Source organism: Shinella zoogloeoides (genome assembly GCF_022682305.1).
In the GTDB taxonomy this organism is placed as follows: Bacteria; Pseudomonadota; Alphaproteobacteria; order Rhizobiales; family Rhizobiaceae; genus Shinella; species Shinella zoogloeoides_B.
Genome location: NZ_CP093528.1, coordinates 532689 through 546598 on the forward strand (window position 1 = coordinate 532689; position 13910 = coordinate 546598).

General features: G+C 60.2%; 12 protein-coding genes. 8 read left to right on the top strand and 4 right to left on the bottom strand.

The genetic code is table 11. The features are described 5' to 3' along the window. Positions 1-500: 500 nt before the first annotated feature. Both MOE34_RS02635 and MOE34_RS02640 read right to left on the bottom strand, forming a co-directional pair. A complete protein-coding gene (locus MOE34_RS02635) occupies positions 501-836 on the bottom strand; it encodes a hypothetical protein (RefSeq protein WP_242220743.1) in 336 nt (111 codons plus the stop codon). A 207-nt stretch (positions 837-1043) separates the two neighbouring features. After that, positions 1044-1682, bottom strand: coding sequence for a hypothetical protein (locus MOE34_RS02640; protein ID WP_242220745.1), 639 nt, complete (start codon positions 1680-1682; stop codon positions 1044-1046). Positions 1683-1775: 93 nt separating this feature from the next. On the opposite strand from MOE34_RS02640, the gene MOE34_RS02645 reads away from it, so the two are divergent. The 5 genes from MOE34_RS02645 (at position 1776) to MOE34_RS02665 (ending at position 7509) form a co-directional block, all read left to right on the top strand. After that, positions 1776-2714, top strand: a complete 939-nt coding sequence (locus tag MOE34_RS02645; protein ID WP_242220747.1) for a hypothetical protein — start codon at positions 1776-1778, stop codon at positions 2712-2714. Between the two features lie 336 nt (positions 2715-3050). Next, positions 3051-4148: a hypothetical protein gene (locus MOE34_RS02650; protein ID WP_242220749.1), complete on the top strand. Its 1098-nt coding sequence runs from the start codon at positions 3051-3053 to the stop codon at positions 4146-4148. A 163-nt stretch (positions 4149-4311) separates the two neighbouring features. Then, positions 4312-4818 carry a hypothetical protein gene (locus MOE34_RS02655; protein WP_242220751.1) on the top strand — a complete coding sequence of 169 codons (507 nt, stop codon included), beginning with the start codon at positions 4312-4314 and terminating at the stop codon, positions 4816-4818. Continuing rightward, positions 4811-6763, top strand: coding sequence for an ATP-binding protein (locus tag MOE34_RS02660; protein ID WP_242220753.1), 1953 nt, complete (start codon positions 4811-4813; stop codon positions 6761-6763). The genes MOE34_RS02655 and MOE34_RS02660 overlap by 8 nt, the downstream gene beginning before the upstream one ends. Next, positions 6760-7509, top strand: coding sequence for an ATP-dependent Zn protease (locus tag MOE34_RS02665; RefSeq protein WP_242220755.1), 750 nt, complete (start codon positions 6760-6762; stop codon positions 7507-7509). The genes MOE34_RS02660 and MOE34_RS02665 overlap by 4 nt, the downstream gene beginning before the upstream one ends. A gap of 205 nt (positions 7510-7714) precedes the next feature. Here the strand turns inward: MOE34_RS02665 and MOE34_RS02670 are convergent, their stop codons facing one another. Both MOE34_RS02670 and MOE34_RS02675 read right to left on the bottom strand, forming a co-directional pair. After that, positions 7715-10450, bottom strand: a complete 2736-nt coding sequence (locus MOE34_RS02670) for a hypothetical protein (protein WP_242220757.1) — start codon at positions 10448-10450, stop codon at positions 7715-7717. Then, on the bottom strand, positions 10423-11259 hold the full coding sequence (locus MOE34_RS02675) for a hypothetical protein (protein WP_242220759.1): 837 nt from the start codon (positions 11257-11259) through the stop codon (positions 10423-10425). Before MOE34_RS02675 ends, MOE34_RS02670 begins: the two co-directional genes overlap by 28 nt. Positions 11260-11405: 146 nt before the next feature. Here MOE34_RS02675 and MOE34_RS02680 point away from each other — a divergent pair, with 146 nt between their 5' ends. The 3 genes from MOE34_RS02680 to tnpC all read left to right on the top strand — a co-directional run bounded on the left by MOE34_RS02680 (position 11406) and on the right by tnpC (position 13844). Next, on the top strand, positions 11406-11807 hold the full coding sequence (locus MOE34_RS02680) for a transposase (protein WP_242220761.1): 402 nt from the start codon (positions 11406-11408) through the stop codon (positions 11805-11807). Beyond that, positions 11804-12148 carry an IS66 family insertion sequence element accessory protein TnpB gene (tnpB, locus tag MOE34_RS02685; RefSeq protein ID WP_112700979.1) on the top strand — a complete coding sequence of 115 codons (345 nt, stop codon included), beginning with the start codon at positions 11804-11806 and terminating at the stop codon, positions 12146-12148. The genes MOE34_RS02680 and tnpB overlap by 4 nt, the downstream gene beginning before the upstream one ends. 76 nt (positions 12149-12224) lie before the next feature. Beyond that, the gene (gene tnpC / locus MOE34_RS02690; protein WP_242220763.1) at positions 12225-13844 is read left to right on the top strand and encodes an IS66 family transposase; all 1620 of its coding nucleotides are present in this window, start codon (positions 12225-12227) and stop codon (positions 13842-13844) included. The last annotated feature ends 66 nt before the right edge of the window (positions 13845-13910 follow it).

A 13910-nucleotide genomic window follows, 5' to 3' on the forward strand; every position in this document is an offset into this window, starting at 1 on the left:
TATACCACCACTACCTCCATCGGTACGAGGAGTGGCGCCGGGAGTGGTTCTTGCTTTGTCCGTCCCAGGATGTCGTTTTTGCCGAAGGTTCACTCCCAACTTATCCTCGCAAGCAGGTCCATTGGATGCGCATTCCAGCGTTGGCGATTGCCTCAGCTACGGGCTCGTATGAACCGGAGGAGCGTCTGGGTCAATTTTAGCGTGACCGATGAGGTTCAATTCTTTCCACTCAGGCTGAACAATCAATGCGCTTATTGGCTCGAATTTTACTGAATATTCTGCGCCGAAGCCTTCGGTCCCCGGCTTGAGCTGGAGCTATTGAGAGCGGGCTTGGCGTGACCCAATGGCGTTACCGCAGCTCTGGAAATCCGATTCAGAATCGAACGGCGTTTTAAGAAGTAACGGGGGGAAACGTGTCAGAACTTGCAAACGCCGTCAGGCGTTGACCGGCACCTACTGCTGGAAAGGGCGAGATCGGCGCAGAGCAGGCGGACGCCGCCTCAAGCGTCTCGATCGGGATCCTCGGGATGGAGAAGGTGGGCCTTGCGACGAAACGGCCAGTCGCCTGTGCGGTACTTGGCGACGAGTTCCTCGAAGAGGATGTCGGACTCCCGTTCGTCAAATCCCTGCTCCACGAGCATCCTGACCACCCGGTCTTGGAAATCCTCCAGCACCTCTTTCGCGTCCCTGGCCGCCATGCTGGAAATCGTCATGAAGAGCGCCGTGCGGGCAATATCGTCCCGGTTCGGACGCCTTGCCTTGCGATCGGCGTCACGCAGCTTTTGTTGACGCTCGCGCTGCTCGCGATTGCGGACCTCTTCTGACTTTCTGGCCATGATACCACTCCCATACGCCCCGCGGCCTCCTTGCCAGACCTGCGCCTTACCGGCAACGCCGCTTGTGCTGGAATCAGAAATCCCGGCTCGTGAATCGGAAATCCACGGTTCGGAATCGCGGATGCGCAACTTGAGATGACCTGCGGGGACATTGAGGTAGATCGAGACGACGTGCGGAGACTAAACGGCGTTTGCGGAATCAAAGCTTCACGGCTCTGAATCGGAAATCCGGAAGCCGGAATCAAAAATGCGCAATTTGTCTCGATGTGCGGGCACGTTGAGATGACATACCGGCACATTGAGACGATGCCTGCCAGATTGTCTGCTTCGCCGGATATCGCTCAACTGCGCGCCGTATCGTGCTTTCCGCGCTAGGCGGCCGGTCCTGCCACGCCCTGTTACCGGGAGTGTTTGTTCCGAGGGCCTGAAGCGACTGATTGCGGTCTGAAGCCGGGAGAAAAGGTGATTAAGTATAAATAAAAGTAGAAAATAATTCTTTGACGCTGGAATATGGTTAATTTGGGCGATATTAGAAATATTAATTGTATATATGGAAGTAAATAATGAGGCTTTACTTGAGTTTCGCTTGATGGCCAATTTGACAATTACTGATAGTGCGGTGACCATATGTGTGTTCGGCGTTTGTGTCGAACGTATAGCATCAGTAAACAGTGAGGTTTTATCGTGAGTGCATCCAAGTTTGTCCTGCCTGCCGCCTTCGCCCATTACTATGAAAAGCTTGGGATCGCAGATGCGGCTCTTCGTGACCAGCTCGAAATCACTGCCGGGAATATCTCTGATCTCGGCCGCCGCACGACCGAGCAGAGCTTCCTGCTCGGGGAGCATCTTGTTGCCGCTTCTGAACTGCTCGCCGACGGTCTCTTCGACAAGTGGGTCAAGAGGCGGTGCAGCTTGGCCGCCCGCACTGCGAGGGCCTATATGTCCGTCGCGCGCAATCTCGGCGAATACCGGGATGATCTGGTCGACCTGTCGGCCAGCCCGACTGTCATGTTCCATCTGGCGCACGCGCCGCATGACAAGATCCGCGATGCGATCGCCCACGGCGAGGAGCATGGCCGTCTCCGTGTGCTCGATGTGAAAACCATCCTGGGCGATGGCGATGAGGCCAAGGACAAGACTGCCCGGGGTGACCTCCATGGAGCAGGGGGTGTGACCGGCCTGAAGGCGCTGATCGCGGTCAAGACCCGCGATGGCCTGAAGATGTTCGTGATGCATATCGAGGTCATTGTGCAGGCCATCAAGTCGGCGCTGGACCAGAAGCGGGTGATCAAGGAGGCGCTGGCCAGGGAGGTTGAAGATCTCGCCCGTGTCGCGCGCATGGAACTGGAAAGCCTGGCGCAGTTCGTGGAACCGGACAGCGACCTGCGCCGCCATCCGCGCTCGACCCAGTTCCCGAACAAGACCGAGTGGGCGGTGGTGAACGAAACGCTGCAGAAGCTTGGGCTCTTCGATATCTGGCCGAAGTCCAAGGAATTGCCCGGTTGGCTTCGTGATGAGGTCTTGCCGGTCCTCGAATGGGCGATCTCGAAGGAGCGCAAGCCGAAATGGCCGCTGGCCCAGTCGGTAGAAAAGATGGTCGCCGTCGACGATATGGTCGAGCTGACCCCTGAAGCGGAGGCAGAGCAGGACAAGGATCAGGCCGAAGTCTCGGTCGCGACCGATCTGGATCGCTTCACGGAGCGGTTCGGCGAAGCGCTTGAGCGGGCGACAGGCGGGCTGATGGTCGTCAGCCGCGAAACACCCAAGCTCCGCAAGCAGGTCGTGGCGGTTCCGCCGCTGGCAGCCGACGAGGCGGCGGATGGTTTGAACGAAACGCTCCAGGATGAAGGCGCATCCGCACCGGCGGTGACCGCGTAAAGCTTCGGACATGCTGGAAGGCCGATTGGTCGGCCTTCCAGCTAAACCTTCAAGGCCGCTTGTCGGCCCTTTGTCTTGCCCGGCTTCGGCCTCGAGATGTTTTGGCCGCGGGCGGGCTTCCGAACCTCAGTGGATGGCCAGACCGAAGCCATCGTGAGCCCGGCATTAACCTTGTTCCGGTCCCGTTCTCATTTTTTGGCCCAGGGGTCCTTGAGCCCGAGCGCCGGTCCTGCCAAGTTGCGGCTGTTCCGGATGGCCGGAACAAAGCGGCCCCTGCCGATGCTGGTAACATCGACAAGGGCCTGACCGTCAACCTTGGTTAGAAGGAATCGGGCTATGAGCACGAATACCGTTTCTGTCCCTTATGGGGAAGTTCTCCGTTCCATGATCGACGCGGCCGAGGCTGCCGCAGCTTGCGGGTCCCGCCTGCGCCCCTTCGGCTTTGGCCGCAATGCGGTTCGGGCTCCGGTTCGCGAACCGGCGGTGCTGCGCCGTCATCCGCATCTCGTCCGCTTTGCCGATGTCGAAGTCGATCTCGATCTGCTGGTCGACCGAGCCATCAACGCCATCATGGACGGCGAACCGGCCGAGGACGAGATCCTCGGTCACTACGTCAACATCGCTTCGCTCGTCCGGGCAGTATCCTTCCGCGAAGGCAAGCTGCTGGAGCAGGCGGTCGAGCGGCTCGCCAAGGCCAACCCGAACATCATCGTCCTGACCCAGTCCCTGAAGCTGCCGCTGGTCAAGGCCGCCATGGAAGCCGTTGCTGGAAACAACTGGTCCAGCCTCGACGGCATCAAGCTCGATTGCGAGGCACCGGCCAAGGGTAGCTACACGCCGGACCTGATCGTCGTGAACCGCGCCCGGCACACGGCCTATATCCTCGACGTCAAACGGTCGCTCGCGTCCTATGGCGACACGAGCCGTCTTGAGGAACTGAAGCTCAAAATGATGGCGTCGGCCATGGTCCTGCCGGACTGGCTCTACAAGAACCAGAAGCGGATGATGGTCGATGCGGTCGAAGTGGCCATCGTCGACGGCGCCAGCCGTCCGAGCGACCATGCCAACGGCGTCTGGGCGCTGTCCGAACTCGACGACCTCTTGGAGATCGATGGTGTTGCCGCCTGCATGGCCGAACTGCGCCTGCGCTTCGGCATCCGGGTGCAGCAGCTTCTCGAAGCCGAGGCGCGCAAGGCGCTCGGCGGCATGGAGCAGCCTGTCTTCGCGCCCAATACGGTCGTCGCGCCTGCACCCACGTGCTCGCAGATCAATCTCAACGGGCCGAGCCGGACTTTTGAAGAAGACCAGGCGGCGCGTTCGCACGATGATGATCACGGTCGCGACGAACCGGGCTTCGATGATGGGTCCGATGAGGACGAGCCGACACCAGCCTTCATCCGGATCGGCTTTGCCCGCCGCCCTGCCAAGCACTGAGCCCGGCCGCGCATTGCTCGCTGCCGCCTTGATGGCCTGACCAGCGCGCCCTGACGCTTGCCGTCAGGTGTCGCGTGGCGATCGCTGGCTTCAAGGCCGCGGCTTTCCCATCCCGTTGTTCTCATAAGCGCTGGACCGAACGCGGTCCGGCCAAGGAGTTCCCATGTCTTCCGACATCAATCCGGATGTGCCGCCACGCATCCGTTGCGAGGCGATCCCACCGTCCTCGACGTACCAGAACCTCGTCTGCCATCGTGTGCATGGCACCGTCTTGCGCTATCCTCGATCCGGTGCTGGCCACCCAACCGGCGAAGATCCCGCGCATCTGATCGGCTTGGCGCTCGGCCATGTCCGGCAGGGTACGGGCTTGACCGGCCTCGTACCGGACACGGTCATCGGCCGATTGCAGACCCATGCCGATACAGGCAACCCGGCCTGCCGCCTGCTGCTCGACTGGCTTTCCCGCCGTAATCGCGATCTGGCGGTCTCAGCTCAGCCGGATGCGGGCAGTCCGGGTTCGGCCGAGCCCCGTCCTCTTCGCCGCCTGATCCGGGAGCGGCGCCAGGCAAGACCGGGCAGTCTGAAGAAGCGCTGGCCGACGAAGGCGCAACCGCCCCGCGGCAAAACGGCAATTATTGCCGCGATGACGGAGGGCCGGATCGATGAATAAGCTGTCCCGCCTGTTCCTCCGTCGCCTTGAGCGCATCGCCCGGCGTGAAGCCCAGCGCAACGCCCATCTCAATGGCCTCTTGTCGTTGAAAATCGTCGAAGTGGGCGGGCACGTCCTGCGGCGCTACTCGCCAGCCTTCGAAACCGCGTCTCTTTCCGGAGACCACGACCGCGACGTGGCGTGGGTTCGTCGGAACTTCGGCGGCTACCTTCTGCCGCCGCCTCAGCAGGCTGACATTGTAACGACTGAAGGTAAGTCGCCGACATCGTTCCTGCCGTCTCTCTACCGGCTCGGTCAGGCGACAGCCAACGATCATGTCGCGGCAATCGATCACAAACGGCGCGCCTATGCCGTCGGTCTTGTCGGCAGGGCGGGCAGGGCACCGCTGGTCAGCAACATCGTCGCGGCCCTCGTGCTGGCCCGCGCGATAGAGAACGGCCGTGTGCCGCTTGCTAGGATCGTCCGTGCTGCCGCCATGTCAGCGCCTGTCGTCGCGTTGCATGGGCCGATCGCCGGCTTCGAGCAGGCCATGCGCCGCCTCATCGAGACACCGGGCTTCGTGCCGGGTGGCGCCTTGAGCGGTATCGATGGTGAATACGTCTATGATGACGGCACCTTTGCCGGATCCGACGGGGCAGGCCGCGCCTACATTCAGTTCCTCGGACATAGCATCGCGCGCATCACCGGTGCCACGCTTCGGCGCCGGCTGGTGAATGCGACGACGCGTGACTATCCTGTCGTTGCGATCAGCGAGAAGGCGGAGGCCATCCCGTCCGACATCGCCATTGCCGCCGACATCGGTCTTGCGGCAGGTTGGCTGGACTATCCCTTCCTCATTGCCATGGTGGAGGCGATGCACGGCGCCAGCGGTCTGGCGGCACTGGAGCAATGGTCGACGGCCTACGACGCGCATTACCTGACGATCGATGACGTCGTATTGGCCTTCCGGCCGGGGCGCAGCGCATCCCAGGTTATCGCCGTGCTGGCGTCCCTCACCGAGCGCAATCGTGTTGCCGCTCGTGATGATGACGACGAACCGGTATCCAGAGGCACGGGCAAATCGTCGAAGCCGAAACAGGATGCGAAATCGTCGGAGAAATCCTCATCCGGGAAAGACAGCGGCGGTGGATGGAAGCGGGACAAGCCCTCAGGCGCCGAGGTCATCCAGCCGGAGCCATGGGGACCGGGAGAAAACGATCGTCCGTCGCTCGCGGTCGAGACGCTCTCCGGTTACGGCAAGGCCAAGACCTGGGCGCTGGATCTGAAGGCTGATCTGGCCGATCACAGGGCGGGCGATCTCGCTTGGTCGGACATGAGCACCAAGCTTCTGCTCCATGGGCCGCCCGGGACCGGCAAGACGACCTTTGCTCGGGCGCTGTGCAATTCGCTGCAGATCCCGCTGGTCGTCACGTCAGTCTCGACCTGGCTACAGGGCGGGCATTTGAATGACGTCATCGCCAAGATGGCCAAAACCTTCGTAGAGGCCCGCGCGCTAGCGCCCGCCATCCTGTTCATCGATGAGATCGATGGCATCGGCAAAAGGCAACCGGCCGAGCGGGAATATGCCGACTATTGGAACACGGTCGTCAACAAGGCGCTCGAGCTGTTGGACGGGGCGGTCAAGAGCGAGGGAGTGATCATCGTCGGCGCGACGAACAGGCCCCAGGAGATCGATGATGCGCTGAAACGCTCCGGGCGGCTGGAGACGCATATCGAAATCCCCATGCCGGATATCGCAACCCTTGCCGAAATCTTCGTCCACCATCTCGGCGATGATCTCGCATCGCTGGTCGATGGAAAGGCGTCGGATGAGACCAAGGCCGATGAGCCGGGTTCCGAGGTCGCGAGCACAAATGCCGACGAGGCAGCACCATCCGACATCCATGCCGATCGGGACAGCGACGAACATACCTTGAGGGACGCTCGGGAAGGAGCCGCGACATGACAACGACATCGAAGCACATTGAACCGGGTGCGCCTGAAGCGGCCGTGTCACTTCTGAAGCGGCTGGCAACGAGGGCGATGGGGCTGACCGGCGCCGATATCGAACGCATCGTTCGCCAGGCGCGGCTGAAGGCCCGCCGCGAAAAGCGGTCGATCCGGTATGAAGATCTCGAGGACGGCATCCGGATGGACCGGCCGCAGGTGCCGTATGATTTGCGCTGGCGCTTCGCCATCCATGAGTCCGGTCACGCAGTCGTACATCATGCCTTGAGGTTGGGGCCGATCCATGGGCTCAACATCGATGCGCCCGGAGGCGGCGGCTACAGCCAGCTTGGATTCACCGCATCGGGGAGCGACACGCTCGGTTATCGCGAAGACATGCTTGCCATGCTTATGGCGGGCAGGGCCGCCGAGCAGATCGTCGTCGGCAAGATGTCCGCCGGATCGGGTGGTTCCGACGAAAGCGACCTTGCGCGGGCCACGAAGATGGCGCTCGCCATGGAGCGGTCCCTCGGCTTCGGGGCGGTCCAGCCGTTGCTCTACCGCGATGACAAGGATCCGACCGCCGTGCTCGACGGCAATCCCGATCTCGCCGCCCGCATCCATGCGCGGTTGGAAATGGCATTTGCGAGGGCGGTCGAGATTGTCAATGAGAACCGCGATAAGCTCGATGCGCTCACCAAAGCGCTATTTGATGCGCAGGCGTTGGACGGGAAGACCGTTCTTTGGATATTGAAATCCCTTTAACGAAGAGATCGTGATTAACGAGTGATGAAAGTGAGCGAGTGCCACCAAGGATCGACCGTGATGTTGACCAACGACACCGAATGAGGCCGGCGGCAATAAATCGAAGCCCTGGTCGATCAACTCGGTCTACATTCCTCGTCTTCTACAACAGGTGTTTTGGGGCATTTCGGTGCTCGGTTTTGGAGAGATGATAGGCATGGGTATTCTATGAGCGGCTTCGGTTATGCTGGACGAGCGCTTCGAGAATTTCGAGATCATTGGCATGCAGCGGTATCTTCATCTCTCTAAGAAGTATTCCGTCGAGTTCTTCAATCAATTCGATCTGCTGACCTAAACGTTCATCCTCGGTGCCGCGAGAAGCACGCCGTCGGCCATCATCCATTAATTCGTATCTAAGTCGATGGCCCAGCTCCTCCAGCCGCCGCGTTCCTTTGGCGAAGCGAAGCTGTGGCTGGCCTTCCGGCGGTCGCGCGATCCGGAAGCACAGAGGGAATGGAAAGGCGTCAAATGTCCTACTGACCTGAAACCTTGATGCCCAGCTTGTAGATGCTGGGAGCAGCGACTTGGCCCATACTCCGAAAAGTCGGGAAAAGACGAAACAAGGAACCGCCTCATCTCCGTCGATGAAGAACAGCCGCTGTGCAGGAACTTCTCTCGGCTGAAGCTGCCCCAGTTGGACGGGAACCCGTCCATCTTCGATTACCCATCGCTGGACATCGCTGGGAGGTATCGTCCATGCCGCCTCAAGGTCAGATGGCCGCTTTCCACTTCGTTTACCGCGCTCCCGCAGGTCAGGGAACCGCCTTACCAGTTCCAGTGCAGTGGCATCGCGACTGCGGATTCCATCCCACACGGCGGCAACTGGAATTGCGATCTCGCGGCTCTCGTCCAGCTCTCCAGCACTGGGCCGATACATTCGAGCCTGAGACTGGAGGCTGGAGCTCCCGTGCGCCTGAATTTTCACCCAATCGATTTCTTGCACCCGCACTACGTCGCGCGCGTCCAGGCCACGTGTGACCAGTCCTTGATTCTGTGCCAAGCGGGAGAGCTTACCGAGACGCATTTCATTTGGCAGGCCGTGAACTTTTTCGTGCAGAGCTGCCGTGCGCATCGTAGCGGTGTCAGTGTATCGGATGACTGCAAGGTCAAATTTGTAGCCTTCACGTATCGTGGCAAGGCGCGGCGCTTCCGCTGTAATCACCATCGATGTTCGACCGTCTCTGTCCTTCAGCGCAACTGACAGATCCGGCGCGTCCAGGCTAATCCGCACACTGTCAGGCACGTCAGTTATCAGCGACCGGTTAAGCCAAGGGTCCTTCCGTCCGACCGCCTCAAGGAACGCCGCTTCACCGAAATGCTCGAAATCAGTCCACAATGGGCTAATTTCAGCCGCCGCATTTTGGACGACTTGGCTTCCCTTATCTGCCATTTCGAACCCGTGTCGGCTGATAGACCGCCTGCCGCTCTCGGGACCACGGAGGCCTGTCGCATTGAGCTCGGACCCTACCCCGTGCCCGAACTGGCGGTCACCAATGGAAAGGGACACAGAATAAGGCTGTTTTGAGCCGCGCCGCGTTGTCAGATCCTGTCGAACGTCTCTGGCAGCAGCGGCCAATAGACTGACCGTTACAACCATGTCCGCCATCCGACGATCTACGGAACGCCTAGCCCGACCCTTCCAGAAGGGTGACCGGGCGAGAGTCGTATCAATAATTGCATTGGCTTGGCCTAGAACCGCTTCCACGACTTTTCGCCTCTCTATCAAGAAAGATGGACCATCTGCCGGGGGCGCGGGAGCGATCAAAAACGGTTTCTGACTGTCCCGGCCACGCACGAGCTCATGGATAGGGCTGGTCCGATCCTCCGTGAGTGCATCGTTCCCTGCGAGCCAGACGAAAGCATCGAAGACCGAAAGAACCTTCTGCGTATCCATAGCGGCAACATCGGCGACGATGAGGATGACGCCATCGCGCGAAGTGGGAAGAACTGTAAGATCACTCCTGCGTTCTATCCGGTAATCGCCTTCCCGGATTGAATCGGAGTCGAATGTGATGCTTGACGGTAGCTCCAGATGACGACAGATCGCCTGGGAGCGCGTGTCTGCCGCAATGATCAGGATGTTCGGTGCCTCACTGCGAACCGGCCGGCGTGTTCGTCGGATGGCCCGTTGTTCGATTGGACGCTCAGGTTCCACGCGGCCGGCAGCAGCCTCACCCTTCAGTCCGCCGACGTAAAGAGTGACTCCGAGCCGTTCAGCAAAACGCCCGACGGCCGTCCTCAGTCTGTTGGCCACCGCTTCGTCCAACCATCCTGACACTGCTGGGACCAGCCCAACTCCGTACCGTTTATGCCCGAGCGGTTCGATGCTGAAGTCATGTGACGCGAGCTGCGTGTCAGCCAGCGGATTGGTAGAAATAGCTTTGCGGAGTTCGATCAGAATATTGGGCCGCAGAACGAGACTGATGTACTTTGCCTCACCCCGGTCGCCACCGAGTTTTTGCACCAGAAAATTTCTGGCGACCTCGGCTATCTTTCCGGTCTCGGCTGCCTCGGACGGAAGTGCAAGATCAAAAAACGAAAGAGGTGCGAACTTCAAGAGGTCACTCCAGAACTCTTCAAGCGCCGCGTAAATTTCCGCCGGCCGGCCGGCATGGACGCACCCTCGCCAAAGAAATACGTCTCTCCAAGCCTCGCCCGGACCGGCAAGAATGCCGCTCTCGAACTGTTCCACGGCCTCATCCTCCAGGAGTTCAAAACCCTTGATCAAGGAAGCATGATCGCCGCTCACCTCGGGAACGGCGTAATACCATGCGTTAGCCCCCGGCTTGATCTGGTAGGCTGGAAGCGCGAAGCCATGGTCGATAAGCCGCACGAAACCCGAGAGGTGAAGTCTTTCCGGCAAACCGGATGACATCAGAGAATCCCCATCCGAACGTACCATGCTTTTGCAATAGTCATGATTTCTTCCTGGAACTCGTCTGGCGCCCTGTTTGGCTGCCAGTCGTAAAGTTCCACCTCTGCACCGAGCGCAATCACTTCGTCATAGAGAGGATTGCCTTCAACGTACTGTTTTGGAAAGACGACCAAGTCAATATTATCCTGAAGCGCTACATTGTGGCTGGAAGCGATCTCGACTGTCGATGCTCGTTTGTCGTGCTGGTTGCTGCCTTCAATGCCCATGCGCGCCACGTCGATGTATCCTAGGGTCACGCTCTCGCTCAACGGTATGTCGGCCTGGATGTCCTGCTTCAGATCGCCCCTGTAGTAGCCGTCGAGCGAAGAGAAAGCCCAGCCGATATGGCCAACTGCTCCATTGTGACTCGCTTCGACTGCGTAGTCCTCAAGATAGACGAGGGGATCGGCCTGCTTCGCAAAGGCGCCCTTCGCGGCACCACCGGTATCAAAGGGATAGACGTGCGCCGGAGCTGGAATGGCTGATGGTTTCACGATGAACACTACGGGAAATCGCGAAAGCTGATGAGATTCCTCGTTTCCGTGTTTCGACCTGTATGCAGGTCGCAATACGAAAAAGTATAAGAGATCCTTCTCGAAGACGTCGCACCACTTGGGGGTGAAGGCTCGGTCGCGCACTATCTCCTTAGCTAGCCACGCGGCAGTCACGTGCACCAGGGGGAGTTCCGCTGGGAGAGCTCCGCGGGCCGAGCGGGCGATCAGCTGCCGGTCGTATCTTACATTGTCCCGCCGAGGCATGCCTCCTCTAAAGCGAGGTTTCCCCTTCGCTTTCTTCATAGCCCCTCCGTCCCCTTTGCCTCATTGTGTTCATTGTGAATGTCAATTTCCACTAAGAGCCGATCCGGCGTAAGCGGTTAGGCAAACCCACGTAGCGCGTTTGTCGGTGGAAGCTCATTTTCTGCATGAGTCATGCGGAGAGTCATATGAGCGACAAGGTGAATCAGGTTCGGACCTTCGAAGTTTTGACGGCGACGCCGTCGCGACGTTCGCCGCGGCATTGGTCTGATGACGAGAAGGCGCGGCTTGTGGCGGAAGCGTTTTCGCCGGGAGGGACGGTGGCGGAGGTTGCACGCGCCTATGAACTGGACGTGTCGCAACTCTACGCATGGCGCAGGAAGGCACTTTCCTCGGGGGCGCTGGCGCCATTGACGGCGCCATTGGGCGATCGAACCATGTCGGAAAGCGAGCCGGTGAAGTTCGCGCGCTTTGAGACGGGCGGCAGCGCGACCGTAGAGATCGTTCTGGGTGATGTCGTTGTTCGGGTGCGCGGGGATATTGATCCGGATCAGTTGGCGGGAATTATCGGCGCGGTGCGCAAGGCATGATCGCTTCCGGCGTTGTGGTTTACGTGTCGTGCCAGCCGGTCGACTTCCGCAAGGGGGCCGCATCCTTGATGGCGCTGGTGCGGGAAGGCGGCCTCGACCCGTTCAATGGCGCGCTTTACGTGTTCAGATCGAAACGGGCGGACCGTGTCCGGATCGTCTGGTGGGACGGCAGCGGGGTCTGTCTCTATTCGAAAACCCTGGAAGAGAACAGCTTCTGCTGGCCGGGCATATCGGCGGCGCGGGTGCGTCTCGACCATTCGCAACTAATGGCGCTGCTGGCTGGAATGGATTGGAAGAAGATCCGTCCGGCCAAGGTTCGGCGACCGCTGCTGACGGGCTGATATCGGCCTGCGGCAAGATGAATCATGTCGCTGTAATGGTTGGGAAAACGGCTGCTTTTGTGCTCTATTGCCTCCCATGGTTTTGCCCATTCCCGACCTGCCGGACGACGTCGATGCGCTGAAAGCGATGATATCAGCGATGGCCGAGGAACGGGCTGCGAACGAGGCTCGGCTTGTCGCGGCACAAGCCGAGATCACCCGACTGGAAGCGGTCGAGAAAAGCGCCAACGAGCGGATTGCCAACCTCACATCGATCCTGAAGGTTCTGCAGCGCACCCAACATGGCACGCGTTCCGAGCGGCTGCGCCTGGCCGTCAACGACGAGCAAGTGTCCTTTGCCTTCGAGGAGATCGAGACCGGCCTTTCGGCGATCCAGAGCGAACTTGATCGCGCTTCCGGTGACAAGCCGAAACGCGCCCCGCGTCCGCGCAAGGGCTTTGCCGCTCATCTCGAACGCATCGAGGAGGTGATCGAACCGGACGTCCCCGCCGAGTGCGCGGGGCTGGAGAAGGTTCTGATCGGGGAAGACCGCTCAGAACGGCTGGATGTCGTGCCGCCGAAGTTCCGGGTCATCGTGACGCGCCGCCCCAAATACGCTTTCCGGGCACGCGACGGCGTGATCCAGGCCCTGGCGCCGGCACACATCATCGAAAGCGGCCTGCCGACGGAGCGGCTGCTCGCCTATATCGCCGTCTCCAAATACGCCGACGGTCTTCCACTTTACCGCCAGGAGGCGATCTATTTGCGCGACGGCGTCGAGATCAGCCGGAATTTGATGGCCCAATGGATGGGGCATCTGGGCTTCGAGCTTCAGATCTGCGCCGATTATATCCTCGAGCGGGTCAAAGAGGGCGAAAGGGTCTTTGCCGACGAAACGACCTTGCCCACCTTGGCGCCCGGCTCAGGGAAAACGACGAAAGCCTGGCTTTGGGCTTACGCGCGCGATGATCGACCCTACGGCGGAACCAGCCCGCCGATGGTTGCTTATCGGTTTGAAGACAGCCGAGGCGCCGAGTGCGTGGCGCGGCATCTCTCCGGCTTTAGCGGCATCCTGCAGGTCGACGGTTACTCGGCCTATAGCAACCTGGCCAAGGCGCGGGCCAAGACCGGGAGCAACGAGACGATCCAGCTGGCGGGCTGTTGGGCTCATCTTCGGCGCAAGTTTTACGACCTGCACATCAGCGGGGTCTCGCAGACGGCGACAGACACCATCGTCGCCATGACCGAACTGTGGAAGGTCGAGGACGAGGTTCGCGGCAAGGACGCCGGCACCCGAGCCCGCCGCCGTCAGGAAACGTCCTCGGTCATCGTCACCAGCCTCTTCGAGCTGTGGGAAAAGGAGCTGGGTAAGGTCTCGGGAAAATCCAAAACTGCTGAGGCGATCCGCTACGCGCTCACGCGGCGTGAGGCCCTCGAACGCTTCCTGATGGACGGCCGTATCGAAATCGACTCCAACATAGTCGAACGCGCGATCAGGCCCCAAACAATTACGAGAAAGAACAGTCTGTTCGCCGGAAGTGAGGGCGGTGGACGGACATGGGCCACGCTGGCCACCTTGCTGCAGACCTGCAGAATGAACAGCGTCGATCCGCTGAACTGGCTATCCCAGACCTTGACCCGCATCGCTCAAGGCTGGCCGGTAGCGGATATCGAGGCGCTTATGCCATGGAACTTCAAGCCTGACGCCATCGGCTGACCGCTTACGATCCGGCGGCTCAGTTCCGCGTGGAAACCAACAACGCCCTTAGCATTCCGAATCCTT